Annotated in this window: 22 protein-coding genes and 1 riboswitch; of the genes, 7 read left to right on the forward strand and 15 right to left on the reverse strand. The window is 58.9% G+C overall.

Going from position 1 to position 26,046, the window contains the following annotated elements:
* Positions 1 to 33: 33 nt before the first annotated feature.
* The 8 genes from J8Z22_RS17170 to J8Z22_RS17205 all read right to left on the reverse strand — a co-directional run bounded on the left by J8Z22_RS17170 (position 34) and on the right by J8Z22_RS17205 (position 8,067).
* Positions 34 to 378: a hypothetical protein gene (locus J8Z22_RS17170; protein WP_252007195.1), complete on the reverse strand. Its 345-nt coding sequence runs from the start codon at positions 376 to 378 to the stop codon at positions 34 to 36.
* Between the two features lie 170 nt (positions 379 to 548).
* Positions 549 to 1,310, reverse strand: a complete 762-nt coding sequence (locus tag J8Z22_RS17175; RefSeq protein WP_252007196.1) for an SDR family oxidoreductase — start codon at positions 1,308 to 1,310, stop codon at positions 549 to 551.
* A 2-nt stretch (positions 1,311 to 1,312) separates the two neighbouring features.
* Positions 1,313 to 2,215, reverse strand: a complete 903-nt coding sequence (mmsB, locus tag J8Z22_RS17180) for a 3-hydroxyisobutyrate dehydrogenase (protein WP_252007197.1) — start codon at positions 2,213 to 2,215, stop codon at positions 1,313 to 1,315.
* 2 nt (positions 2,216 to 2,217) lie between these two features.
* A complete protein-coding gene (locus J8Z22_RS17185) occupies positions 2,218 to 3,333 on the reverse strand; it encodes an enoyl-CoA hydratase/isomerase family protein (RefSeq protein WP_252007198.1) in 1,116 nt (371 codons plus the stop codon).
* Complete coding sequence (locus J8Z22_RS17190; RefSeq protein WP_252007199.1) at positions 3,333 to 4,106, reverse strand: enoyl-CoA hydratase; 774 nt, start codon at positions 4,104 to 4,106, stop codon at positions 3,333 to 3,335. Before J8Z22_RS17190 ends, J8Z22_RS17185 begins: the two co-directional genes overlap by 1 nt.
* A gap of 12 nt (positions 4,107 to 4,118) precedes the next feature.
* The gene (locus J8Z22_RS17195; RefSeq protein ID WP_252007201.1) at positions 4,119 to 5,276 is read right to left on the reverse strand and encodes an acyl-CoA dehydrogenase family protein; all 1,158 of its coding nucleotides are present in this window, start codon (positions 5,274 to 5,276) and stop codon (positions 4,119 to 4,121) included.
* A 10-nt stretch (positions 5,277 to 5,286) separates the two neighbouring features.
* Complete coding sequence (locus J8Z22_RS17200; RefSeq protein ID WP_252007203.1) at positions 5,287 to 6,780, reverse strand: CoA-acylating methylmalonate-semialdehyde dehydrogenase; 1,494 nt, start codon at positions 6,778 to 6,780, stop codon at positions 5,287 to 5,289.
* A gap of 99 nt (positions 6,781 to 6,879) precedes the next feature.
* Positions 6,880 to 8,067 (reverse strand): acetyl-CoA C-acyltransferase, encoded by a 1,188-nt coding sequence (locus tag J8Z22_RS17205; protein WP_252007205.1) that lies wholly within the window; start codon positions 8,065 to 8,067, stop codon positions 6,880 to 6,882.
* 180 nt (positions 8,068 to 8,247) lie between these two features.
* On the opposite strand from J8Z22_RS17205, the gene J8Z22_RS17210 reads away from it, so the two are divergent.
* The 5 genes from J8Z22_RS17210 to J8Z22_RS17230 all read left to right on the forward strand — a co-directional run bounded on the left by J8Z22_RS17210 (position 8,248) and on the right by J8Z22_RS17230 (position 16,873).
* On the forward strand, positions 8,248 to 9,732 hold the full coding sequence (locus tag J8Z22_RS17210) for an FMN-binding glutamate synthase family protein (RefSeq protein WP_252007208.1): 1,485 nt from the start codon (positions 8,248 to 8,250) through the stop codon (positions 9,730 to 9,732).
* A 589-nt stretch (positions 9,733 to 10,321) separates the two neighbouring features.
* Complete coding sequence (locus J8Z22_RS17215; RefSeq protein ID WP_028112020.1) at positions 10,322 to 13,138, forward strand: TonB-dependent siderophore receptor; 2,817 nt, start codon at positions 10,322 to 10,324, stop codon at positions 13,136 to 13,138.
* A 345-nt stretch (positions 13,139 to 13,483) separates the two neighbouring features.
* Entirely contained in the window at positions 13,484 to 13,810 is a 327-nt protein-coding gene (locus J8Z22_RS17220) for a c-type cytochrome (protein ID WP_252007210.1), read from the forward strand.
* 34 nt (positions 13,811 to 13,844) lie between these two features.
* Positions 13,845 to 15,425 carry a DUF3373 domain-containing protein gene (locus J8Z22_RS17225; protein WP_028112022.1) on the forward strand — a complete coding sequence of 527 codons (1,581 nt, stop codon included), beginning with the start codon at positions 13,845 to 13,847 and terminating at the stop codon, positions 15,423 to 15,425.
* 65 nt (positions 15,426 to 15,490) lie between these two features.
* The gene (locus J8Z22_RS17230; protein WP_252007212.1) at positions 15,491 to 16,873 is read left to right on the forward strand and encodes a tetrathionate reductase family octaheme c-type cytochrome; all 1,383 of its coding nucleotides are present in this window, start codon (positions 15,491 to 15,493) and stop codon (positions 16,871 to 16,873) included.
* Between the two features lie 57 nt (positions 16,874 to 16,930).
* Here the strand turns inward: J8Z22_RS17230 and J8Z22_RS17235 are convergent, their stop codons facing one another.
* Positions 16,931 to 17,875, reverse strand: a complete 945-nt coding sequence (locus J8Z22_RS17235; protein ID WP_028112024.1) for a GlxA family transcriptional regulator — start codon at positions 17,873 to 17,875, stop codon at positions 16,931 to 16,933.
* Complete coding sequence (locus J8Z22_RS17240) at positions 17,872 to 18,759, reverse strand: LysR family transcriptional regulator (protein WP_028112025.1); 888 nt, start codon at positions 18,757 to 18,759, stop codon at positions 17,872 to 17,874. Before J8Z22_RS17240 ends, J8Z22_RS17235 begins: the two co-directional genes overlap by 4 nt.
* A 175-nt stretch (positions 18,760 to 18,934) precedes the next feature.
* Between J8Z22_RS17240 and J8Z22_RS17245 the strand changes: the two genes are divergently transcribed.
* Positions 18,935 to 19,480 carry an NADPH-dependent FMN reductase gene (locus J8Z22_RS17245; RefSeq protein ID WP_252007214.1) on the forward strand — a complete coding sequence of 182 codons (546 nt, stop codon included), beginning with the start codon at positions 18,935 to 18,937 and terminating at the stop codon, positions 19,478 to 19,480.
* Positions 19,481 to 19,529: 49 nt separating this feature from the next.
* Here J8Z22_RS17245 and J8Z22_RS17250 read toward each other — a convergent pair whose 3' ends face one another.
* Both J8Z22_RS17250 and metA read right to left on the reverse strand, forming a co-directional pair.
* On the reverse strand, positions 19,530 to 21,074 hold the full coding sequence (locus tag J8Z22_RS17250; protein WP_252007216.1) for a PAS domain-containing methyl-accepting chemotaxis protein: 1,545 nt from the start codon (positions 21,072 to 21,074) through the stop codon (positions 19,530 to 19,532).
* Between the two features lie 136 nt (positions 21,075 to 21,210).
* Positions 21,211 to 22,140, reverse strand: coding sequence for a homoserine O-succinyltransferase (gene metA, locus J8Z22_RS17255; RefSeq protein WP_252007218.1), 930 nt, complete (start codon positions 22,138 to 22,140; stop codon positions 21,211 to 21,213).
* A 165-nt stretch (positions 22,141 to 22,305) separates the two neighbouring features.
* Between metA and J8Z22_RS17260 the strand changes: the two genes are divergently transcribed.
* Positions 22,306 to 23,031 (forward strand): SDR family oxidoreductase, encoded by a 726-nt coding sequence (locus J8Z22_RS17260; RefSeq protein WP_028112029.1) that lies wholly within the window; start codon positions 22,306 to 22,308, stop codon positions 23,029 to 23,031.
* Between the two features lie 59 nt (positions 23,032 to 23,090).
* Here the strand turns inward: J8Z22_RS17260 and ompW are convergent, their stop codons facing one another.
* The 3 genes from ompW to J8Z22_RS17275 all read right to left on the reverse strand — a co-directional run bounded on the left by ompW (position 23,091) and on the right by J8Z22_RS17275 (position 25,802).
* Entirely contained in the window at positions 23,091 to 23,720 is a 630-nt protein-coding gene (ompW, locus tag J8Z22_RS17265) for an outer membrane protein OmpW (protein ID WP_028112030.1), read from the reverse strand.
* 244 nt (positions 23,721 to 23,964) lie between these two features.
* Positions 23,965 to 24,363 carry a YbaY family lipoprotein gene (locus J8Z22_RS17270; RefSeq protein ID WP_028112031.1) on the reverse strand — a complete coding sequence of 133 codons (399 nt, stop codon included), beginning with the start codon at positions 24,361 to 24,363 and terminating at the stop codon, positions 23,965 to 23,967.
* Between the two features lie 77 nt (positions 24,364 to 24,440).
* Positions 24,441 to 25,802, reverse strand: coding sequence for a sodium:alanine symporter family protein (locus tag J8Z22_RS17275; protein ID WP_252007220.1), 1,362 nt, complete (start codon positions 25,800 to 25,802; stop codon positions 24,441 to 24,443).
* Positions 25,803 to 25,901: 99 nt separating this feature from the next.
* Positions 25,902 to 26,010, reverse strand: a riboswitch (glycine riboswitch).
* Positions 26,011 to 26,046: the final 36 nt, after the last annotated feature.

Genomic DNA, 26,046 nt, shown 5'->3' on the forward strand with positions numbered 1-26,046 from the left:
GCCCCGGCGCAAACCAAGCACTGCGTTTGTTGATCACGGTGCCTGCTGAGCCACCTGCATCTTAAGCCAGTGCCTCTGCTGGCAGCGATTGTAAAACTGTTTGCCCAGTGGCCGAATCGCCAACCCCGCAGTTTCGGTGACCCGATAACTGATCCAGCACTCCGGACAAGAGTCCATTGCCGCCTCCGATTCCGGAATCCGGTCCTGCTCTTCGAGGTGCACCAGCTCGACACCGTTGTCAAACCAGTAGTGGTACTCGGTTTCGCACACCTGCAAATCCTGCTCCTGATGCCAGCGCTGCTGTTGCTGCTGCCTGACCAACTTCACTGCGGAAGGACACTGACCAATGGCCAGGATGTAACTGCTTAACTGCTCCATCGACACTCCCATGGACACTGAGTTTCCGCTCGAGCGGGAACGGTACGGCGCCTCAGTGTAGGGCCACAGAGGCCAAATACAACCCACAACCAGTAGGGTTAAGTCATTGACTAAAAATAAAAACGCCACGAGTTACCCCGTGGCGTCATTCTGGATCCACCCAAGCTGAACTAGAGGCGGATGCCGCCGTCGACCTCGATGCAGCGACCGGAGAAGTAGTCATTGGCAATGATGAATTCGATGGCCTGAGCAATCTCATCCGGCTGCCCCAGACGCCCCACCGGCACCGCCTGCTCCAACCGGGCCAGCGCCTCGGGCTTCATGGCATCGGTCATCTCGGTTTTGATCACTCCCGGTGCCACCACCCCGGTGCGAATGCCGTAGCGAGCCAGCTCCCGAGCCCAGCCTACGGCCATGGTGGCCACCGCCGCTTTCGAGGCGGAGTAGTTGGTCTGGCCGATATTACCGGCTTTGGCCAGCGATGAGATGTTGATGATCACCCCCCGACTGCCGGTCTCCACCATCACCGCGGCGGCTTCCCGACCGCACAGGAAGGTACCGGTGAGGTTGACGTCAATCACCTTCTGAAACTGTGCCAGGCTCATCTTGGCGCTGACGATCCCCTCTTTGGCTTTCAGCAACATGCCGTCCGCCAGCACGCCGGCATTGTTGACCAGCACATCCAGCGCCGCATGATCGCGCTTGATGGCGGCAAACACCGCTTCCACTTCCGCTTCATCGGTAATGTTGACCTGATAGCCACTGGCATCAATGCCCTCGGCCGCCAGCGCCTGGCAGGCCTGGTCCAGAGTCTCGGCCTGAATGTCCAGCAGCGCCAGACGGGCGCCCTGACGGCCAAGGCGCTGTGCCATGGCCAACCCCAGTCCCCGGGCTCCGCCGGTAATGGCCACCACCTTGTTGTTGAGTTCCATCTCTACCCCTTGTTCGTGTTCTGCTGTTCAAATTGCTCAAAAATGCTGGAGAAATCCCGCCGACCATTGCCTTTGGCCGCATGCAGACGGAACAGGCTGGTGGCCAGCGATCCCATCGGCGTCGCACTGCCGCTGTCGGTGGCAGTGTGGGCCGCCAGCCCCAAGTCCTTGCACATCAGGTCCACCATAAACCCACCCTGATAGCCGTTGCTGGAGGGCACACTGTCCATCACGCCCGGGCAGGGGTTGTATTTCTCCAGCGTCCAGTTGCCGCCGGAGCTGACCTTGATGATCTGCGACAACACCTTGGGATCCAGGCCATTTTGAATCCCCAATTGCAGCGCTTCCGAGGTACCGGCCATCAGCACCGCCAGCAGCATGTTGTTGCAGATCTTGGCCACCTGACCGGCACCGGCGGCGCCGGCATGAAAGATGTTGGCGCCCATGGAGGCCAGAATCGGCTGCGCCTGAGCAAAACCATCATCACTGCCGCCGCAGATAAAGGTCAGGGTGCCGGCGGCCGCGCCGGCGGTGCCTCCGGATACCGGGGCATCGACAAACTCCAGCCCCTTATTCTGGGCCGCCTGCGCCACCACACGGGCACTTTCGGCATCGATGGTGGAGCTATCGATCAACAAGGTGCCCTGCGCCACGGTCTCTACCAGGCCCGACTCTCCGAGATACAGGCCGCGAACGTGCTGGCCCGCCGGCAGCATGGTGATCACCACCTCGGCACCGGCGGCGGCGCCACAGCTGGAGGGACAGGGAATCGCTCCCTGCTCGGCAATGGCGTGTACGGCGTCGTGATTAAGATCAAACACCCGCACGGTGTGGCCGGCCTTGACCAGGTTCAGGGCCATGGGCCCCCCCATGTTACCCAGGCCGATAAAAGCGATGGTCGCCATAACTACTCCTTGTTCCAGTTCTGTAATGGGTGATCACGCCAGGGTGGGGTCACCATGGCGTCGATGTGGGCCGCCGGCACCTCGTCGACCGAGGCAAAACGCCACTTTGGCTGGCGATCCTTGTCGATCAACAGGGCTCGAACCCCCTCGACAAAATCCCCCAGCTCGGCGCAGCGTACGGCCATCACCAGCTCTTTTTCAAACACCTGCTCCAGGCTCAAGTTCTGCCCCTGCTGCAGCTGGTGCCACAGCAGATGCATGGTGATGGGGCTGCCCACCGCCAGGGTGGCCGCGGCCCGGGACAGCCATTTCTGGTCGCTGTCCAGCCGACTCATACGGGTCACCACTTCGGCCACCTCGTCACCGGCCATCAGGGCATCGATATCGGCCTGATTGGCCTGCAACACGCTATCCGGCAACTGCGGCAAATCCTCGTCCTGGTACCGCTGCAGCAGCCCGTCCAGAACCTGATGGGCTTCGGCGCCAGACCAATCCAGTTGGCACAGATCGCTCAGCAGCTGCCCACGGCGTTGGCTGGCCACCCCGTAATCCGCCAACCCCACATAACGGGCATCGGCGCCATTCATCTGGTAACCGCTCAGGCCGAGGAAGCGTCCACACTGTCCCGGCATGCGATTCAAAAACCAGGTGCCACCCACATCGGGAAACAGACCGATGCTGATCTCGGGCATGGCGATACGGGAGGTTTCGGTGACCACCCGGTGACTGGCGCCCGCCATCAACCCCAGGCCGCCGCCCATGACGATGCCACTGCCCCAGAGCACGATGGGCTTAGGATAGACATGGATCAGATGGTCGAGTCGGTACTCGGCGGTAAAAAACTGCTCGACCTCCTCGACCCGCTCGCCGGGGTGAGCCACACAGGCGTCGTACATGGCCCGAATGTCACCGCCGGCACAAAAGGCCTTATCACCGGCCCCGTCGAGCAGCACACATTGAATGTCATCCCGACTCTGCCAGGCCAGCAACTGCCGGTACAGACGTTCAACCATGGGCAGAGACAGGGCGTTGAGTGAGCGCTCACTATTGAGGGTCAGCTGACCGATACGGGCACCATCGCGGCCCTGATGTTCTTGAACATGAACCAACTCAGTCATCAGCGATTCTTCCATTGTGGGGCGCGCTTCTCCAGGAAGGCGTTGACGCCCTCTCCCTGATCTTCGCTATCGAACAGATCCAGGAATCGCTCCCGTTCATTCACCAGCGCCTGCTGACGAGGCATGCTGCGGCCCGCCTGAACCAGGGTTTTGCAGGCCGCCACGGCGACCGGACTCTGCCTGGCCACCTTTTGCGCCAGGGTCAGGGCCGCCTCCAGGGCGTCGCCGCGATCCACCACCTGTTCAACCAGACCGATGGCCAGGGCGTGATCCGCCTTGAGACGCTCACCACACAAGATCATCCGCTTGGCCCAGCCCTCGCCCACCAGCGCAGTCAGGTTCTGGGTGCCTCCGGCACAAGGCAACAGCCCCACGGTGGCTTCCGGCAACGCCAGTTGCGCCTGAGATTCCGCCACCCGCAGATCGCAGGCCAATGCCACCTCCAGGCCACCGCCCATGGCATAGCCATTGATGGCGGCGATAGACACGCCTCGAAACGCCGACAGCGCTTCAAAGGCTCGGCCAAAGGCGCGGGCCATATTGGCCGCCACCGCCTTGTCACCGTCGGCAAACAGCTTCAAATCGGCGCCGGCGGAGAAGAACTTGTCGCCCTCTCCGGTCAAAACCAAGGCGTACACCGAGGAATCTGCATTCAATTCCGCCACCAATTGCTCCAGCTCGCCCAGGCTTTGCAGCGTCCAGGTGTTGGCCGGCGGGTTGTTGATGGTCACCAGGGCAATGTGGTCCCGACGCTCAAGTGTCAAAAATTCCATTTACTCTCTCCGTTACACGATGGCGCTGGCGTTGTCGTCCAGCAGGCGCCGGGCGATGATCAACCGCATGATCTCGTTGGTGCCTTCCAGAATCTGATGGACCCGCACATCACGAACGTGGCGCTCCAGCGGGTACTCCTGAATGTAGCCGTAGCCGCCATGGATCTGCAGCGCCTCGTTACACACCATGAAACCAACGTCGGTGGCGAAGCGCTTGGCCATGGCGCAATAGGCCGTTGCCTCGGGGTCGCCGTTGTCCAGCTTGAACGCCGCCAGACGCACCAACTGCCGTGCCGCCACCAGTTCGGTGGCCATGTCCGCCAGCTTAAATTGCAGCCCCTGAAACGCCGCCAGCGGCTTGCCGAACTGCTTACGCTCGGCCATGTACTGCTGCGCCCGCTCCAGTGCCGCCTGGGCAGTACCCAGTGAACAGGCGGCGATGTTGATGCGACCGCCATCGAGCCCCTTCATGGCGAAGGTGAACCCCTGGCCTTCGTCACCCAACAGGTTAGCCACCGGCACCCGCACGTTATCGAAGGTCACCAGCCGGGTCGGCTGAGCGTTCCAGCCCATCTTCTCTTCGGCCTTGCCGTAGATAATGCCGTCCAGATCCGCAGGCACCGCGATGGCACTGATCCCCTTGGGGCCGTCGTCGCCGGTGCGACACATCACCACCAACAGTTCGGTGGCTCCGGCACCGGAGATGAACATCTTGGCGCCATTAAGTACGTAATGGTCGCCGTCTCGCTCCGCCTTGGTGGTGAGGCTGGCAGCGTCGCTGCCACTGCCCGGCTCGGTCAGGCAGTAGGAGGCCAGTTTCTGCCCGGTAGTCAGCGCCTCGCACCACTGGGTTTTGAACGCCTCGGTGCCCCAGGTTGCCACCATCCAGGTGGCCATATTGTGGATGGTCATCATGGCGGTGGTGGCGGTGCAACCCTTGGACAGCGCTTCGAAAATCAACGCACTGTCGAGTCTGGACAACCCCATGCCACCGGCCTCTTCCGGCGAATACAGGCTACAGAAGCCCAACTCACCGGCCTGTTGAATTACCGCTTTGGGAAAGTGGTGGTCCTTGTCCCACTGACCGGCATTGGGCGCCAGTTCCGCCTCGGCAAACTGCTCCGCCACCTCGATGAAGGCCTGCTGATCCTGAGTCAGATTAAAATCCATTGTTGCCTCCTTACTTCAGGGCGATGGTCAGGTTCTGACCTTCGACAATGCCGGACTCGGGCCAACGGGCGGTGACGGTCTTGGTTTCGGTGTAGAAGCGCACCGCCTGCTTGCCGTAAGCGTGCAGGTCACCATAGAAGCTGTTTTTCCAGCCGGTAAAGGAGAAAAACGGCAGCGGTACCGGAATCGGCACATTGATGCCGACCTGGCCCACTTCAATCTCGTGCTGGTACTTACGGGCGGCGGCGCCAGAGTTGGTGAAGATGGAGGTGCCGTTACCAAAGGGGTTGTTGTTGACCAGTTCGATGGCCTCGGCCAGGGTGTCGACGTTGCTGGTGCACAGCACCGGCCCGAAGATCTCCTCGTTGTAGATGCGCATCTGTGGCGTCACGTCGGCGAACAGCGTTGGCCCCACCCAGTTGCCGGACTCGTGACCGGGCACGGTAAACTCGGAGCCATCCAGCAGACAGGTGGCCCCCTCCTCCTTGCCGGACTGAATCAGTTCCAATACCCGCGCCTTGGCACCTGGGTTGATCAGCGGCCCGTAGCCCGCCTCCTCGTCGTCCCACAAGCCGGGGCGAACCTTGGCCAGAGCCTGTTGCAGTTCAGGGATCCACTGCTTGGACTCTCCGACAAATACCGCCACCGAAATCGCCATACAGCGTTGACCGGCCGCGCCCACGGACGAACCGACCAGCTGATTGATGACGGTATCCTTATCGGCGTCAGGCATCACCACCATGTGGTTCTTGGCACCGGCAAACGCCTGGACTCGTTTCAGGTTGGCGGTACCGGTTTTGTAAATGTATTGCCCCACGGGCACCGAACCGACGAAGGAGATGGTCTTGATGTCCGGGTGGGTCAGAATCTGATCCACCACCTCTTTGGCCCCATGGACCACATTCAACAGCCCCTTGGGCGCCCCGGCCTGCTCAAACAACTCTGCCAGCAGCATCGGCGTCATCGGGTCCTGTTCAGAGGGCTTGAGGACAAAGCCGTTGCCGCAAGCGATGGCCATCGGGAACATCCACAGCGGAATCATGGCCGGAAAGTTAAACGGCGTGATGCCGGCACACACCCCCAGCGGCTGAATGTAGCTGTAGGTGTCGATGCCTCTAGCCACGTTTTCCACCGTTTCCCCCATCATCATGCTGGCGATGTTGGCCGCCTGCTCCACCACCTCGATGCCACGCCAAACGTCCCCCTTGGCATCGGCAAACGTCTTACCGGTCTCTTTGGCCAACACGGTGGCGATGCGGTCGTGGTTCTCTTTTAACAGGTGCTGATAGCGCAGCATTAAGCGGGCCCGCTCCGAGACTGGCGTCTCCCGCCACTGCAACTGGGCGGCCTTGGCGCTGGCCACCGCCTGGTTGACCTCCGCTTCGGTGGCACAGTTAAGTTGGGCGATGGTTCCGTTATCGGCGGGGTTGGTGATCTCGATGATGCGGTCGCCGCTGCCATTCAGGCATTCGCCGCCAATTAAGTGCTGTACTTGTGTGGTCATTGTTGCTTCTCCCGTTAGCTATGTCGCCACCTGCCGCCTGTGCCTTAACGGCGTTCTTATCAGCAGGTGACCAATCCTTGGTTGTAAGAGGTGCCGTTATTAATCGGCCAGTTCGATGGCCACCGCGGTCGCTTCTCCGCCGCCGATGCACAGGGACGCCACCCCCTTGCGCAGCCCCCGGGCCTTCAGGGCATGCACCAGAGTCACCAGCAATCGAGTTCCGGAGCAGCCGATGGGGTGTCCCAGGGCACAGGCACCGCCGTTGACATTGACCTTGGCGGCATCCAAATTCAGTTCCGAGATCGCCAGCATGGTCACCATGGCAAAGGCCTCATTGATCTCATACAGATCCACCTCATCCCGCTGCCAGCCGGTTTTTTCCAGCAGCCCACTCATGGCGCCAACCGGGGCAATGGTAAACTCCTCAGGTGCCTGAGAGTGGGTATGGTGACCGGCAATGCGCGCCAGCACCGGCAAGCCGTTAGCCCGGGCGTAACCGGCGCTGGTCAGCACCACCGCGGCGGCGCCGTCGGAGATGGAGCTGGCATTGGCGGCAGTAATGGTGCCCTGTTTGGCAAAGGCGGGACGCAGGGCGGGAATCTTGTCAGGGCGGGCATTGCCCGGCTGCTCATCCACAGTCACGGTCACGTCGCCCTTGCGGGTAGTCAGGGTCAGCGGAGTGATCTCAGCCTCAAAGGCTCCGGTTTCGATGGCGGTGTTGGCCCGGCGCAGACTTTCCAACGCGTAGGCATCCATCTGCTCCCGGGTTAGCCCGTAGTCATTGGCCGTGGTCTGGGCAAACACCCCCATGGCCTTGCCGGTATAGGCGTCCTCCAGGCCATCGAGAAACATATGATCCATCACCTGACCATGGCCCATGCGCATGCCGCCACGGGCTTTTTCCAGCAGGTAGGGCGCACGGGTCATGCTTTCCATGCCGCCGGCCACCACCACCTCGGCACTGCCGGCCTTGATCAGATCATGGCCAAGCATCACGGTTTTCATGCCGGAACCACACACCTTGTTGACCGTCGTGGCACCAGTAGATTGCGGCAGACCGGCTTTCAGGCTGGCCTGACGGGCCGGCGCCTGCCCCAGGCCCGCGGGCAACACACACCCCATCAGCACCTCATCCACCTGCTCGGCAGCCAGCCCGGCCTGCTTGACGACCGCAGCAATGGCAGCGGCACCCAACTCCGGCGCCGCGACGCCACTCAGGCCCCCCTGAAAACCACCCATGGCGGTGCGACTGGCGGCCGCTATCACAATCTCGTGATCCTTGATCATTTCCAACTCCTTGTATTCCGATTAGGGCTAGGTTACTTGATATCTGACGTTTACGGCAACGTAAACTTTGGTTTAATAACGCCGAAAGTTTCACCACGCTGTAAGCCCACGCTGACGCAATCTCCACTATCCTTTATTCACCAGTTACAAACAGATGGGATTTCAATGGATAACGGACAGATGATGATCAGTTGGTTCAGCCGCCTGCTCGAATTGAGTGCGGCCCTGCTGATCTTCCTGCTGGGGCTGGGATTGCTGGTGGTGATCTACCTGTACATCAAGGACGTCACCCAGACCCAACAGGCGATTCGCCGCAACTATCCGGTGATCGGCCGGTTCCGTTACTGGTTCGAGCACATGGGCGAGTTCTTTCGCCAGTATTTCTTTGCCCTGGACCGGGATGAAATGCCGTTTAACCGGGCTCAGCGAAGCTGGGTCTACCGGGCCGCCAAGAACGTTGACAGCACCATCGCCTTTGGCTCCACCCGCCCGTTGAATCAACCCGGCGACATCATCTTCCTCAACTGTCTGTTTCCGACTCTGAAAGAGGATGCGGTACCGCCCACCCCGGTTACCATCGGCGAAGGGGTGGCCCGCATTCCCTATACCACCAGCAGCTTTTTCAACGTCTCTGGTATGAGCTTCGGTGCCCTGAGTGTGCCGGCGGTACGGGCGCTGTCCATCGGCGCCAGGGAGGCCGGTATCTGGATGAATACCGGTGAGGGCGGGCTGTCTCCCTACCACCTGGAGGGCGGCTGCGACGTGGTCTTTCAGATAGGCACCGCCAAATACGGCGTCCGTGACGCCGACGGCAACCTCAGTGACGACAAGTTACGGGAGGTGGCCCGCCATGAGCAGGTGCGCATGTTTGAGATCAAGATGAGCCAGGGCGCCAAACCGGGCAAGGGAGGAATTTTACCCGCCGGCAAGGTCACCGCCGAGATCGCCAAAATCCGTGGCATTCCAGAGGGGGAAGATTCCATCAGCCCCAATGGCCACCCGGAGATACGCAGCGTCGACGATCTGCTGACGATGATCGCTCGAGTGCGCGACGTCACCGGCAAACCCTGTGGCTTTAAATCGGTGATCGGCCACACCGCCTGGCTGGAAGATCTGATGAGCGCCATCAAAACCCGAGGGCCGGACTCGGCGCCGGATTTCATCACCGTGGATTCCGCCGATGGCGGCACCGGTGCCGCCCCGCAGTCGCTGATGGACTTCATGGGCCTGCCGCTTAAACGCAGCCTGCCGCTGGTGGTGGACACCCTGGAGCGCCACGGCTTGAAATCGCGCATCAAGGTGATCGCTTCCGGCAAGTTGGTCAACCCATCCGACGTGGCCTGGGCCTTGTGTGTTGGCGCCGATTTTATCAACTCGGCACGGGGATTTATGTTCTCTCTGGGCTGCATTCAGGCGCTGCAATGCAACCGCAACACCTGCCCCACCGGCATCACCACCCACGACCCCAAACTGCAAAAAGGGCTGGTGGTGGAAGACAAGGCTATCAGGGTGGCTCATTACGCCACCAACCTGATGCACGAAGTCGGCGTCATCGCTCACTCCTGTGGCGTACGGGAGCCACGATTGCTGCGCCGGGATCACGCTCAGGTGATCAACGACCACGGTTTACCGGTGTCCCTGCAACAGCACGGCGACAGCCAATAACGAATCAGACCGGCAGAGTGTCGATGGCCGAGATTTTTAATAGCCACATTGGTCTTTAATTTCCCAGAGAGGGTAACCACAAGAGCAAAACCAATACCAAACTCGATTTTGTTGTGCCAATCCGTATCCAGGTCAACCGCACAACTTTATCGATATAGGGAATAATCAAAAATAGTGACACTCTATTTTTGTATTAGTCCGCCACACTATAACAACGCCCGGTTTATAATCCGCCTTACGGCAATTAAACCATCACAATAATTCTCATCTTGAGCCCAACCTTCATTGCTTTTACCTCCATTCGTTACATCGACCACGACAATTCACCGCCAGCGCAGACTAACCGAGCCTTATTTCGCCCCCAATTCAGTGGGTCTCGCTAATTGACAGCCATTTATCACGACAATTAACCAAGCGAGTTCGGAATAAATTAGAATTTTGCTGCGAATTATTCTGCTCACAGTGCATTTGTAAAATCTTCTACTACGCTCAATGTTGTGTCGTATTAACCGACATTTGCGCTCCGATATTGCGGAGCATGCGGATACAACTACACAGATAATAAGTTTCAAGGGATTTGGAGACGAAGATGAAAAACAGTTTACTGTCCACCACGATCCGTTTTTCCATGATCGCTGGTGCCACCACCGCCGCCCTCGCGGTACCCGTTGTTTACGCCGAAGAGGAAGTCGAACGCATTGAGGTCACCGGTTCGCGAATTAAGCGAACCGATGTCGAGACCCCGGTACCGGTCACCGTCATCAGCCGCTCAGACATGGACGCCATCGGCGCCCTCAATGTGGCCGATGTCCTTAACTCCTCACCGGTGGCCATCGCCGGCAGCGACCAGTCCAACTCATCGTTCTCAACCACCACCGTCGGCCTGGCGACCACCGAACTGCGAAACCTGGGAGCGGAACGAACCCTGGTGCTGGTCAACGGCCGTCGCTTTGTCTCCGGTGTGGATCCGTCCACCGGTTATGCGGTGGATCTGAACTCGATCCCCACCTCCATCATCGAGCGGATTGAGATTCTCAAGAGCGCCTCGTCCGCCATCTACGGCTCCGACGCCGTCGCCGGGGTGGTCAACATCATTACCCGCAGCGAAATTGAAGGGGTAGAGGTCAACGCCCAGTACGGCACCTCAGACGAGAGTGACCGCGATACGGTGGAGCTGAACATCACCGCCGGTGGCAGTTGGAGCTCGGGTAACGCCTACGTCACCATGGGCTGGGACGACGACGAGGGCCTTAAGGCCAGCGATCGCGGCTTCTCCGCCCAGGATACTGCCATCTATCTGGATGAAAACGGCAACGAATTTGCCGATGTGCTGTTCTCCTCGTTCCCACCCCAGGGACGGATCACCATTCCCGATGTCGGCAGCTTCAATGCCGATGGCACCCCCTTCACCGCCGACAGTCGCTTCAACCGGGCCGACTACCGTCAGTTGGTGACTCCCATTGAGCGCCGTTACGCCGCCGCCGGATTGAATCAGGAGATCAACGACGACGTACGCTTCTTTGCCGAACTGAACTACAACGGCAGCGAAACCAACGACTCCACCATTGAGCCGACGCCGCTGGATGTGGTCAACGACATCTGGCTGCAAGACCGTAACGGCACCGGCGGCATGGACGTTAACTCGCCGCTGATCCCGGAACTGATGCGCCAGGAACTGATCAACGCCGGCATCACCAACCTCAACGAAGTGGCCTTTGTGCGCCGACTGGTTGAATTCGGCGCTCGCTCCACCGACGTCGAACGAGACACCATCCGCATGGCCACCGGCTTCGACTGGACCATCAATGACGACTGGGAAGCCGAGTTCTACTACACCTGGGGTAAAACCGACCAATGGCAGGACAACGGCGGTCAGATCAACATCGAGCGGGCTGCTCTGGCACTGGATGTGATCGATGACGGCAGCGGCAACCTGGTGTGTCGCGATGAAACCGCCCGCCTGCAAGGCTGTGTGCCGCTGGACCTGTTCGGTGCCGGCACCGTCACCCCGGGCGCGGTGGATTACGTCCGCTCCCCGGCTAAAGCCACCGGCGAAGTCACCCAGGAGGTGTTCGGTGCCAGTGTCGCCGGTGAGATGCCACTGGAACTGCCCGGCGGCCGCATCGGTGCGGTGCTGGGGTATGAATACCGCGATGAGTCCGGTAACTATCAGCCCGGGGATCTGGCCCAAACCGGCTCCTCCAGTACCAACCTGTCTGAACCCACCGACGGCAGCTTCCACACCAACGACATCTTTGGTGAGCTGCAACTGCCGATTCTCGATGAGTTGATTCTGAACCTGGCGGCCCGTTACTCGGATCACTCCATTGTCGGCGGCCAGACCACCTGGAACGCCGGGGTGGAATACTCACCCATCGAATCACTGAAGCTGAGGGCGTCTGCGGCCACGGCGGTACGAACTCCTAACATCGCCGACCTGTTCGGCGGCCGCGGCCAGACCTTTGCCAGCGTCAGTGACCCCTGCTCCGGCCTGATTTCGGAAGGCACCTCCGGCAACATTCTCGACAACTGTCTGTCCATCGACGCCATCGCCCAGCGAGTGGCCGATGACGGCGACTTCGTGCTGACCCAGACCGAGGCTCAGGGTACCGGCGGTTTCGTCGGCGGTAACCCGGACGTGCAGGAGGAAACCGCCGAAACCTTCAGCCTGGGTTTCATCTGGCAGGCCATGGACAACCTGTCGTTCACCGTCGATTACTACGACATCTCCATCGATGATGCCATCACCACCACCACCCGAACCACGGTACTGCGCCGCTGTTTTGAGCAGGACCCGTCTCAGTTTGAAGAGACCTGTGGTGGCAACGCCATCCGTAACGCCGATGGCGCCCTGATTGAGGTCAACTCCGGTACCGCCAACGAAAACCAGATCGACACCTCCGGTTTCGATTTTGAACTGAGCTACAACCAGGAGATGTTTGGCGGCGACTTCAGGGCGGCGCTGATCTACAACTACATTCGAGAGTATGTGGAAACCGGCATCGAGAGTGGCGACAGCATCGATCTGGCTGGAGAAGTACTGAAGCCGGAAAACCGGGCGGTGGCCAACCTCAGCTACGGCTACGACGATTTCGACGTCAGCTGGCGTATCCGCTTCTGGGATGAGGTGGTGGACTCTGTGGAAGGGGCCAACTTCAACTTCACCGACTTCCAGCCACTGGATGAGTTCAACAACGTCGGCACCTACGTGATCCACGATCTGAACTTCGGTTACGCCGTCACCGACAGCGTTCAGACCAACCTGGGTATTCGTAACCTGTTCGACAAAGAGCCACCACTGCTGCCTCAGGGTACGGTGCACGGCGGAACCGGTATCAATACCGCATCGGAAGCCTATGACGTTACCGGGCGTTACTTCTACGTTGGCCTTAACATGAGCTTCTAAGGCCAGCGACGCTCTCCCTAGACGGCCCCCTCCTGGCACTTTACCGAGGGGGCCTTTTTCATTGCCGGCCGCCGACTTCGGTAGGACCCAATCCGGTTCCTGAACCGCAGCTGTCTTGTTCACAATTTCGTAACCCACTTTGAGTCGTTAACCCCATCTGCCAACCCGGTTCTGCCGCCCTGCGCCCCCAGCGGCGTGATCCTGCTCACCCTTTACCCAGTTTCGAGAATCAAGACTTACCCCCTGCCGGTTTTTCTTATACCCCCCACGGTTTTATGCGCTCCGAACAATTAGATTTTTCTAATACAGTTATAACTAAAGAAACAACATTGCTCAGAGGTATCTATGAAAAACCGTTCATTTCAAGCTCTTACCGCAGTTCTACTGCTGACTGTTTCCGCCGGGCTGGCCGCCGCCGACGGGGGGAATCCCAAAAAAGGCAAGCACCTCTATAAGAAACACTGCAAGGCGTGCCACAGCCAGAGCAGCGAAGGCATGGAGTTAACGCCCATGTCCAAGACCATGTCCCAATGGGATCGTTTCTTTGACCGCAATAAACACAAAGCCAAGCCCGAAGCCTTCGAAGGGCTGTCCGAACAGGCTCTGAAAGACATCCAGCAATTCCTGTATGACCACGCCGCCGACTCCGATCAACCGGCGACCTGTGGCTAACCAATAAAAACAAAACCCTGTGTTAAGGAAGATGATGATGAAACCCACACTCGTAGCACTGCTTGTCAGCCAAGCACTTATCCTTCCCCAGGCCCTGGCCTCGGACAGCACCGATCAGAGCATCGAGCAACTCAAACGCCAACTTCAAGAGGTGACCGAGGAGCTGGAATACCTGTCGGACCGCCTCGACAAACCGGAGTCGCACGCCGCCACCGACCGTATCCTGTTTACCGGTGACTTCCGTACCAAGGCCCACACCCTGCACTATCAGGACGTGGTCTGGAGTCCGGGAATGACCATCCAAACCCCGCAAGGGCAGATGATGCGGTCCATGTTCGATCAGGGACAGGGCTACACCCCAAGCCCTAAAGACATCGACAACGACGTCTACTACACCACGCGTCTGCGCCTGAATATGAAAGCCAAGGTGTTCGACAACGTTAACTTTGCCGGCCGCCTGACCATGTTCAAGAACTGGGGCGACTCCACCGGTGTCAACGTGTTCGATTCCTGGAACTCCTTTACCATGGATGGCACCAGCAGCGGTCACCCCAATGGCGATTACGTCCGGGTGGAGCGAGCCTATTTTGACTGGAAAAACATCAACGACAGCCAGTTCTACCTGTCTGTTGGCCGCCGCCCGTCCACCTATGGCTACCCCACCAACTTCCGCGAAAACGAACTGCGTGGCGGCACGCCTTCCGGCCACCTGGTGAACTTCAATTTCGACGGTGCCACCCTGGGTTACCACACCGAACACCTGACCGGCATCGAAGGTCAGGTCGTGCGCTTCTGCTACGGTCAGGGCTATGAGTCCCAGTGGGGCAACGGCGAACTGTTTGGCAACACCTCGGTGGACGATGTTCACCTGGGTGGCTTTAACATCGACCTCCTTAACGACGGCACCAACTTCCTGCAGATGATCCTGTTTGGTGCCAAGGATGTGGCCGATGGCTTCAAGGGCACCATGGCGATGCCCGACGAGATGCTGGGCCTGTTCCAGCAACAGGGCATGGGCAACATCACTCCGGTATTGCGCTATCAGCCCAGCACCAACATCGGTGACATCTACCTGGGCGGCCTGACCTTCGTCCGCGACGAAGACAACGGCATTAAGTGGTTCACCTCCCTGGGCTGGACCCGCACCGACCCCAACGGCAACTTCGGCATGTTCGGCGGCATGAACAGCGACCCGCTGTACCAGATGACCAGCCCAACCGAGGCCACCCCCGTCGGCGTTACCGACGCCGAAGCCCACGACGGCTACTCCCTGTACGCCGGCGTGCAGATCCCGGTGGGCAGCGGCAAATTTGGCCTGGAGTACAACTACGGCTCCAAGTACTGGACCCCCTTTACCCAGGCTCAGGATGATCCCATCGGCAGCAAGCTGGCCACCCGGGGTCACGCCTACGAGGGTTACTACATCTACGACGTCAATCCGAAGATGTTCATCAAACTGGCGGCGCTGTATTACGACTATGACTACAGCGGCTCCGGCTCACCGGTCGGGGCGCCGCAGAACATCGACAGCATTCTCAATGGCACCGCCTTCAGCATGCTGCCGGTGGTGGACACCGCCTACGACGTCAACGCCTCCATCACCGTCAAGTTCTAAGTTTCATCATCTCGGCGGCCCAACCTCAGCACCAGAGGGGACGGCCGCCTCTGCAGGGAAAAGATATGCGCACATTACTGTTAACGACTCTGCTAACCGGCCTGATGTTGCCGGTCAGCGCACACGCGGAGAACCCCCACAAGGAGTTTATCTCCGGTCCCATCAATAACGGCAGCGACGCCACCGCCCAGTGCATCGAGTGCCATGAAGAGCACACCGACGCCTTTATGAAGACCAGCCACTGGACCTGGGCCAAGGAGCAAACCGTCAACGGCAAGACCGTCAAACTGGGCAAGAAAAACGCCATCAACAACTACTGTGTCTCCGTCTCCAGCAACGAGCCCCGCTGCACCAAGTGCCACGCCGGCTACGGCTACGAGGACGCCACGTTTGACTTCAGCGACGCCACCAGGGTGGACTGCCTGGTGTGCCACGACACCACCGGCACCTACCAGAAAGATCTCAGCGGCTATGCCTTCAAGGGGGCTAACCTGCTGAAGATAGCTCAAAATGTCGGTGCTCCGGTGCGCGACAACTGCGGCAGCTGCCACTTCTACGGTGGCGGTGGCGACGGCGTCAAGCACGGCGACATGGACTCCAGCATGGCCTACCCAGACAAGGCACTGGATGTGCACATGGACGCCGACGGCATGGATTTCCAGTGCCAGGATTGCCACAAAGGCGAATCCCACACCATCCAGGGTCAGGCAATGAGTGTCTCCCCCGGCAGCACCGACCACATGGAGTGCAGCAGCTGCCACGACAACACTGTCCACAGCAACGCCAAACTCAACCGCCACACGGAAAAGGTCGCCTGTCAGACCTGCCACATCCCCGAGTTTGCCAAGGTGGAACCCACCAAGCTGTGGTGGGACTGGTCTGAAGCGGGCCAGGAACGGCAAGAGGTCAAGAACCAGTGGGGTCGCAAGGACTACATGAAGAAGAAGGGCAGTTTCCAGTGGGGCCAGAAGGTTCAGCCCGAGTACGCCTGGTATAACGGCACCGCCGAAGCCTACCTGTTTGGTGACACAATGGATCCGGCCACGATCACCGCCCTGAGCAAGCCTGCGGGCGCTAAGGATGACGGCAAGTCCAAGATCTACCCGTTCAAGGTGCACCGCGGCAAGCAGTTGTACGATGCCAAACACAAGGTGTTTATTCCCACCAAGGTGTTTGGCAAGGACGGTTACTGGAAAACCTTTGACTGGGACAAGTCCGCCACTGCGGGCATGAATACCCACCCGGCTATGCAGGCCAAGGGCCTGACCTACAGCGGTCAGAAGGGGTTTGCCGAGACCGAGATGTGGTGGCGCATCAACCACATGGTCTCGCCTAAAGAGCAGGCTCTGGGCTGCATGGACTGCCATGGCAAGAAGGGACGACTGGATTGGAAACAGCTGGGGTATGACCTCGACCCAATGAAAGCCGCAAACAAGAAAAAGCAGTAAGACTCCCGAGCAGTGTCACCTTGGCCCACCGATATGGTGGGCCTTTTTTGGCGCCGGCTAACGCTGAAACCGAAGCCGAAACTCTCTTGGTGCCAGCCCCATTAACCGAATGAACACCTTGCGAAACGCCCCGGCATCTTCATAGCCCACCCGGGCGGCAATCTGCTCCACCGACTCGGTGGTGGACTCCAGCAGATCGCAGGCCTGCTGAATCCTCAGCCGTTGCAGATAGTGCAGCGGCTTCAGGCCGGTGTGTTTGACAAAACGGCGCAAGAAGGTGCGTTCGGTCAGGCTGGACAGACGCGCCAGTTCAACCACACTGATCCCCTGGGCATACTGAGCCTGCATATGGTGCTGCACACGGACGATGGCGGCGTCACCATGATCAAGGCGGGGAGAGAAACGTTGATAGTAACGCTGCTCCCGGGCACCGGTATCCACCAGCAACACCTTGCCCAACTGCCGCATCAGCGCCTCACTGCCAAACCGCGCCACCAGAGCCAAGCCCAGATCCAGCCAGGCCATCAATCCGCCGGCACTGATCACATCGCCATCATCGATCAGGATCTTATCGACATTCAGCACCACATCCTCAAACCGATCGGCAAACTCCGACGCCAACTGCCAGTGAGTGGTCATTGGACGCCGAGCCAGCAAGCCGGTCGCGGCCACGATAAAACTGCCGGCACAGGCACAGGCCAGTGTGGCCCCCTGTCGGTGCTGCCTACGTAACCACCGCAGCAACTGAGGATCCGGTTGCCGGTAAAACTCCCCCTCCAGGCAAGGGGGAACCAGCACCACTTGAAACCCCGACGCCTCAAAGGCGGGCAACTGCTGCAGCGACAACCGCTGCAGCTCAAAACCATAGGGGTAGTGATGCTGGCGGCACAACCGCTCTGCCAAGCCAAACAGGTCGCAAAACCCCAGTACCGATGACGGCATCGCCTCGGGGTAATCGATTACGGCGATTCTCACCGGCGTCACGGTTGCCTGTCGGGTCATTGAATAAACGCCTGCTCAATGCTGGACACCAGAGGCCGGAACCAGGGCTGACTCTGGCTGTCCCAGGACGCCAGCAAGCTGCGATGACACAGATGCTCAAACCCATCCAGTTCAAACGCCATCAAGGCCCCCGAGCGCAGATGGGGTCGTATCAAGGCACTGGAGATAAAGCCGACCCCCTCTCCGGACAACAGGGCATCCACCATCACGTGCAGATCGCCACAGGAGACCTGAAACTTAAAGCTCTCCAGCTCCATGCCGCGACGGCTGAGGTTGTGCATCAACAGTTCGCGGGAGCAACAGCCGGGCTTGGCGACGTACAGGGGGTAGGCCAACAGTGCATTGAGGCTCTGGTAATCGATGCTGCTCAATAACGACGGCGCCGCCACAAAGATCACCTTGTCCGGTGGCAGCGGATGGCGCCAGCAGGTGCTGGTGCTGATGGGCTTAATGTGCTCGGTAATGGCAATGTCATAGCGTCCCTCGTTGAGGGCGGTGACCACCTGGTCGCTGGCCAGGTAGTCAAACTCCACCGAGTGGTGATACTCACGATTGAACTCACTCAGCGCAATGGGAAAATAACTGGCACCAAAGGCCGGCGTGCAGCACAGGCGCAGTGCGTCGTTGCCAGAGCACTGCAATCGCGACAGCAACTGCGCCTCCATCTCCAACACTCGGCGGCCGTGCTCCAGCACCAACTCTCCCATCGCCGTCGGTTGAATCGGCGTCAGTTGCCGATTCAGCAGCGAGGTACCACAGCGCTCCTCCAGGTGCTTCAGCCGCTGGGACGCGGCGGAGTGGGACAGGTTCATCGACGCTGCCGCCTTGGAGATACTGCCCAGCTCCACGGTTTGTACCAGAGTATGCAGATCCTGAGTTTTCATGCTTCTATCCTTGTCCAAAAGGCGATGGCTACCAGGCCTATTAGCAATAAGATAACAATTAGAATTAGCCAATTCTAATATAAACATCGGTTCCGTGACCGGATTCACTGCCCGAATCCTGCCGCCGTACCACTCAGCGGCTACACTGAGTGGATTCCCCTTCAGGAGTGATGATATGGACACCATCAATGTGGTTGCCCTGTGTGGCAGCCTTCGGCAACAATCTTTAAACAAAAAACTGCTGCACCAGGCCATCGAGTTGGCCCCCAAAGAGTTGAGCTTCCGCCATGGCGATCTCAGCGACCTGCCGCTGTTCAATGAGGATCGGCAAAACGCCGGTTTTCCCACCAGTGTCGACCGGCTTCACCAACTGCTGATTGGTGCCGACGCCATCCTGATCGTCACCCCGGAGTACAACTACTCCATTCCCGGAGTCCTGAAAAATGCCATCGACTGGCTGTCACGCTATCAGCCCCATGGTTTTCATAACAAACCCATCGCCATCATGGGCGCCAGTCCGGGACGAATGGGCACCTGTCGCTGCCAGTACCATTTGCGCCAGGTGATGGTGTTCCTCAATGCCTGGGTACTGAACAAACCGGAGATCATGCTCAGTGAGGCCCATCACGCCTTCGACTCCCAGGGGCGCCTCAATGACCCCAAACTGGTAGAGCTGGTGCAGAGCCAGATGCGCAGCCTCAAACAGATGGTTCATACCTGAGCCACAAAAAAAGCGGGGTCGCCCCCGCTGATTTGCCTCGCAGAGCGGGCTATTGATTAAAACTCAAATGCAACGAGCCGATGACCCCCACCTGCTGTTGCAAGGTCTGACTGCACGCCTCCACCTGCTCAGTGGTTTCCAGGTTGCCAAAAGTCAACTCCTGAATCTCCGCCAGGCTGGTGGAGATCTCATTCACCGCCTGGCGCTGCTGCACCGCCGCGGTGGCATTTTGTCCGGCCAGGTTGTAGGCCAGATCGATGTGGCTGTTGATCTGCTCTATTTCGGCGGCACTGGCATCGGCGGCCTGGGCGCAGCGTTCGGCCAACTGATGATTGTGCTGCATCTTTTCCACCCACTGCTTCAGGGTCGAGTGCATCCCGTCGATGTTGTTGGTGATCTGGGTGGTGGCTTGCTGAGTGCGATTGGACAACGCCCGCACCTCATCGGCCACCACCGCAAACCCCCGTCCCTGCTCACCCGCCCGGGCCGCTTCAATGGCCGCATTCAGGGCCAGCAGGTTGGTTTGCTCGGCAATGCCATCGATCTCATTCATGGCGATGGCCACCTTCTCCGCTTCACCGTGCAACACTGAGGCATGGGTTGCCGCCGCTTCCACCTCCCGGGCCAGATCGACGATCTTGTCACGGCTGTCGAGCATACCGGTCCGAGCCGCCCGACAATACTGCCGCGACTGCTCGGTGCTGGCCGCCGACTCCTCGGCACAGGAAGCGATCTCGGTGACCGAGACGTTCATCTGCTCCACCGCAGTGGCAATCTGATCCAGGCGGGTATTTTCCTGCTGAACCCCACCTTTGGCCTGTTCACTCATGGCCACCAGAGTATTGGACATGGCATCCAGTTGCCCGGCGGCATCACGGGTCCGCCCCAGCACGCCGGTCATTCTGGCTTGGGAAAGCTGTAACTGAAAATCGAGAATGCTGCTGCTGCCGTGGCCGGAAAACAGATAACGACTGACGCTGTCGTACTCCTGTTTCAGTGCTTCCAACTGCGCCGGCACTCGAAACGCCTCATCAAAGAACAACGCCAGCATCGACGCCACCATCAGCAGGCCACACAGTACCACCCAGGGCTGGAACAGCCAGGCGACCCCGACAAATCCCAGAGTCAGAATGACACCGCTGAGCCAGCGTTTCTGAGCCAGAGTCAGATGGCGGGACAGGGATTTTCCCGCCGACAGGCGCCGATACAATGCCGTGGCCCGATGCTTGAGATTGGCGCTGGTCGCCCGCCGCACCGATTGGTACCCCACCACCTGACCATGCTCAAAGATCGGCGTTACAAAGGCATCCACCCAGTAGTAACGGCCATCTTTGGTGCGGTTTTTCACGATGCCCCGCCAAGGCTGTTGGGCTTTCAGTTTCTGCCACAATTCGTCGAAGGCCTGCGGTGGCATGTCCGGATGGCGGACCAGATTATGATTGTGGCCGATGAGCTCCTGCTCACTGAAACCGCTGATGTCGATAAACGCCGGATTTGCGTAGGTGATGACACCACGCAAATCGGTAGTGGAGACCAACTCCTGTCCCTGAGGAACCACGACTTCTTCGTTGACGACGGAACGCTCTCGTCTCATGTGACCTACATCCTGTAGTTAATTATCCAATGTCTACTCGGGTCACATTTTACCTATTGCCAAGGGATAGCGCCATCTGTTAGGGGCGGAAATCTTTTTCCGCCCCTAGTTTAAAAAACCATATTTATCAGTGGTTTTATTCGGTTTTTTGATGAAGTGAATTCAGATCGTAGGGGGTTTGCTGATAGACACAATAGTTAAGCCAGTTGCTGATCAACAAGGCGCCATGGGCATGCCAACGGGCGTGGGGCGGCTGGGTTGGATCATCCTTGGGGTAGTAGTTTTTCGGCACCTGAGGACTGCCACCGGCGGCTCTGTCGCGTCGATACTCATCCTGCAATGTGGTGCGGGTGTACTCGGGATGACCGGTGACAAACAGGTTGCGGTTGTCCTCACTGACAACCAGGTAGGCCCCGGCCTCATCGGATTCTGCCAACACCTGCAACTGGTCGTGGGCCTTAAGCCGGTCCAGGCTGACCTGGGCGTAACGGGAGTGCGGTACCCAGAATTCGTCGTCGAACCCCCTCAGCAACGGCACATGGCTGTGCACCCGGCGATGACGAAAGACCCCGGAGATCTTATCGTCCCGCAGGTACCGTTTAATGCCATACAAGTGATACAGAGCCGCATGAGCCGCCCAGCACAAAAACAACACCGAGGTCGCCCGCTGTTGCGACCACTGAATGATTTCACAGATCTCATTCCAATAACTGACCTGCTCGAACTCGATGTTGCCCAGCGGCGCCCCGGTGATGATCAGGCCATCGTAGTTGTTGTCCCGCACCTCATCGAAATCACGATAAAAATCGTCCATGTGGTCAATGGAGGTGTGCTTGGAAGGCTTGCGGTGAATCCGCAGCAACTCGACATCCACCTGTAACGGCGAGTTACCCAACAACCGCAACAACTGAGTTTCCGTTTCAATTTTATTGGGCATCAGGTTGAGGATCAGTAGCTTAAGAGGCCGAATGTCCTGTGATTCGGCCCGCTCATCGGACATGACAAAGATGTTCTCGCTGCGCAAAATTTCCGATGCGGGCAAACGACTGGGTATTCTGACTGGCATGGCACCTCTCCTCACTTGATACCCTGTTATACCAAGACATCTAGACGGCTACAACTCCAGACAGCCAAAAAATCGACATCCTGCCATTGACGACCCGGGTTAGCCGCAGAAGCCAGGCGCAATAACTGCTATCATTCCGCTACTTAGAATGAAATGAAGGTCGATATGAGCCAACTCTCCGCCATTATCGTCGGCGCCAATGCCGGCCTCAGTCAGATGCTGGCCCACAAGCTGGCCAGTGAAGGGGTTCGCCTGGGTCTGCTGGCCGCCGATCTCGATGCCCTGGCCCCGACCCTGGACAAGCTGCCGGACAACACGTTAGCCAGAGAGATTAACATCTTCGACGCCGACGCCAGCCGCGCGGCGCTGCAGAGCCTGTGGCAGCAGTTTGACGGGGTTCAGCTGGTGATCATCAACACCGCCGCCTCCCACCAGGAGCTGGATCTGCCCTGGGCCGCCGATCGACAGGTACTGGAGGTCAACGTCACCGGTTTCACCGCCCTGGCCAACGCCGCCTTTGCCGAATTTCGCGAGCAGAAATACGGCCAACTGGCCGCCATTACCTCCATCGCCGGCGAGCGCGGCGGCGCCAGCAGTGCCTTCCACGCCAGTAAGGCGTTTCAACAAAACTACCTGCAGGGACTGAGACTGCATGCCCAGCGACTGAAACTGCCGATCACCATCAGCGACCTGCGGCTGGGGTTCATGGAAAAGATGCAGGCTCGGGGCAGCAAGGCCTGGGGCTCAAACCTCAACACCATGGCCACCCAGATCCTCAAAGATCTGAAACGAGCCCGCCACACCAGCTACGTCACTCGCCGCTGGCGACTGATCGCCTGGCTGGGTCGTTGGTTGCCTGAGTTCATCTACAACAAGCGCAAATACAAGTAATCTCAGGGCCAAAAAAAAACGCCGGCATACGCCGGCGTTGTTCATTGCTCGAATGGCAATCAGAACTTGTAACCCACAGACACCATGTACACCCAGGGATCGATGTCGGTTTTGATCTTCACATCATCCCCGGCCAGCTTGAATTCCACGTCGGTCTGAATGTCGATGTACCAGATGGAGGCATTCACCAGCCAGTTGCTGTTGATTTCATAATCGATGCCCACCTGACCCGCCAGGCCCCAGGAATCCGATGCTTCCAAATCGGTCAGGGCGCCGCCCAGATCGTTGGTAAACTCCTCATCCCAGAAATAGGTGTAGTTGATACCTGCACCCACATAAGGACGCAAGTTGCCACTGCCGAAGTAGTACTGGGCCATGACCGTCGGCGGCAGATGGGTGACTTCGGCAATTTTGCCGACCTTTTCCAGACCCACATCGTGCTTAAACGGGCTGGCTGCCAGCACCTCAATGGCCCAGGCGTCGGTCAGCATGTAGGTAAAGTTCAGACCCAGTTGGTTGTCTTCATCCACAGTAAAGGAACCTTGACCGGCCACATCCGGGGAGGATTCATCGGGATTCACCTGAGCCCAACCGGCGCGGACAATAAAATCACCGGCTTCGCGGGCGGCAAAGGCTGGGGCAGACAGGGAAGCCAGAACCAGGGCGGCTACGAGGGTTTGTTTCATCATTATTCTCACTCCATGAAAACTCGGAAACCAAATTCATGCGGTTTCCCAACAAGTTGCGAAGGAATGTAACAACTAAGAGGTATTGATTTTTTGATCTAAAACAGGCTTTGATTTGCTAATTGCGCCCTAGCAGCTTTTTTTGATCGTGAAAAGTGACCAGGCTCACTTTCGAACAACAAAAAAGGCACCGAAAGGTGCCTTGGCGCAAAATTTGCGAGTCTCAAGAATCCGCCTCGAACCGCGATCAGCGCAGCACCTCCATGGTCACCGTAGCCACCTCTTCGCCATTGGTGATCACCGGGTAGCGCTGATAGGTCTGCAGTACCAACTTGTCTTTAATTTTTAACATCGCCACCACCACGTAGTCGGCATCATCATCGATGCTCTCCTTAGGCAGCTGAAATTTGAACAACGCCGGCAGCTTGGCGACACTGAAACGTTTTTGCGCCAGGATACTCCCCGGTACCTTGGCATCAATAATGGCCACGGTAATCACCGCCTCCTGAGGCAGGGTGGTCACCCCGTTGGCACCGGCCAGGCCTGCCACACTCACCATATCCTGATGCTCAAGCTCAGGTCCGCTCACGGTAACGCAGCCGGTCAACACCAACAGTAACACCGCAGTCAGCAAGGATTTATACATAGAAAAAGCTCCAGTTATCTGGAGCCTTTATACCAAATCTGCGCTGCGGCGAACAGTCGCCGCAGCGCTCAGCCCCTCTAGCCGGGCTGTTGAACACCGGTCACAGGCTGACGGGCGGCGAAGTAAGCCAGGGTGTCAGCCACCACCTCTTTACGCAGCAACAGCAGCGCAATCAGGTTCGGTACCGCCATCAAACCATTCACCACATCCGCCAGCAGCCAGATCATGTCCAGTTGCAGCAGGCCACCCACGGCCACCAGCGCCACAAAGCACCAGCGGTAAGGCAAGCGGGCGCGTTCGCCCCACAGAAACAGCACGGCCCGCTCGCCGTAGTAGTTCCAGCCCAGGATGGTGGTAAAAGCGAAAAACAACAGCGCCAGGGTAATCACCTGCTGGCCCACTGTCGCCGACAGGCCGGAGGTAAAGGCCGACGACGTCATGGCCGCTCCGGCCAGCTCCCCCTGCCAGGCGCCGGTCACGATCAGCGTCAGGCCGGTAAGGGTGCAGATGACAATGGTATCGAAAAACGTTCCCGTCATGGACACCAGGCCCTGCTCTACCGGAGAGTTGGTACGGGCCGCTGCCGCTGCCATCGGCGCGCTGCCGAGGCCGGATTCATTGGAAAACACCCCGCGGGCAATACCGAACTGAATCGCCATCATCACCGTGGCACCAGCGAAGCCGCCGCCGGCCGCCTGAGGGGTAAAGGCCGCTTCCACCACCAATGCCGCCGCCGCCGGCACCGCCGCCCAGTTCAGTCCCAGCAGCATCACGCAGGCGATCACGTAAAACACCGCCATGGAAGGCACCAGCGCAGTAGCCACCTTGGCAATGCGCTTAACGCCGCCAAGGGTTACCAGGGCCACCAGGATCGCCAGCGCCGCCATGGAGAACCAGTCGGGAATGCTAAAGGCGATGCGGGCGCCGTCGACGATGGCATTGACCTGCGGAAAGGTACCGATGCCGAAAAACGCCACTCCAAGGGTAAAGAAGGCAAACAGCTTCGCCAACCAGGCTTTGCCGGTACCGTGGAGGATGTAATACATGGGTCCGCCCACCTGCTGTCCGCGCTCATCCTGACGACGGTACTTCACCGCCAGCATGCATTCGGCGTACTTGGTGGCCATGCCGGCAAACCCGGCCATCCACATCCAGAACAGGGCGCCCGGGCCCCCAAGCTTGATGGCGGTGGCCACGCCGACGATGTTACCGGTGCCGATGGTGGCCGCCAGGGCGGTGCACAGGGCCGAGAAACTGCTGATGTCGCCCTGGGCCTGATTCGGCCTCAGCATCAGTGAGATCGCCAGTGGCAGTTTTCGCACCTGCATCAGGCGTAACTGGTAGGTAAAGTAGCAGCCGGTGCCCACCAGCAGGATCAGCAACGGCGGTCCCCATACCCAACTGCTTAGGGTGGACAGTGCGTGTTCGATTGTGTTCATTGATTGTCTTCCTCAGTGTGACATCTTAACTACACAGAGGAGAACCATGCCGGACAGACAGATCCGAGGATCCGTCCTTTTGAAAGGAAAAAAATTGAGCAATGTCACCCTGTCCTTTTGCCTGAGCGTTTGACTCGCCACCGCCCTAGGGGGTGTCGAGCTTGCGCCTTCGGCGTCCAAGTCAATGGATCTCTCCAGAGGCCCGTCCAGTAACAGTCCATATCGGCAGAAGCCGACGCCTGAA

Origin of the sequence: Ferrimonas sp. SCSIO 43195 (assembly GCF_023716685.1) — a bacterium.
Classification (GTDB): Bacteria; Pseudomonadota; Gammaproteobacteria; order Enterobacterales; family Shewanellaceae; genus Ferrimonas; species Ferrimonas kyonanensis.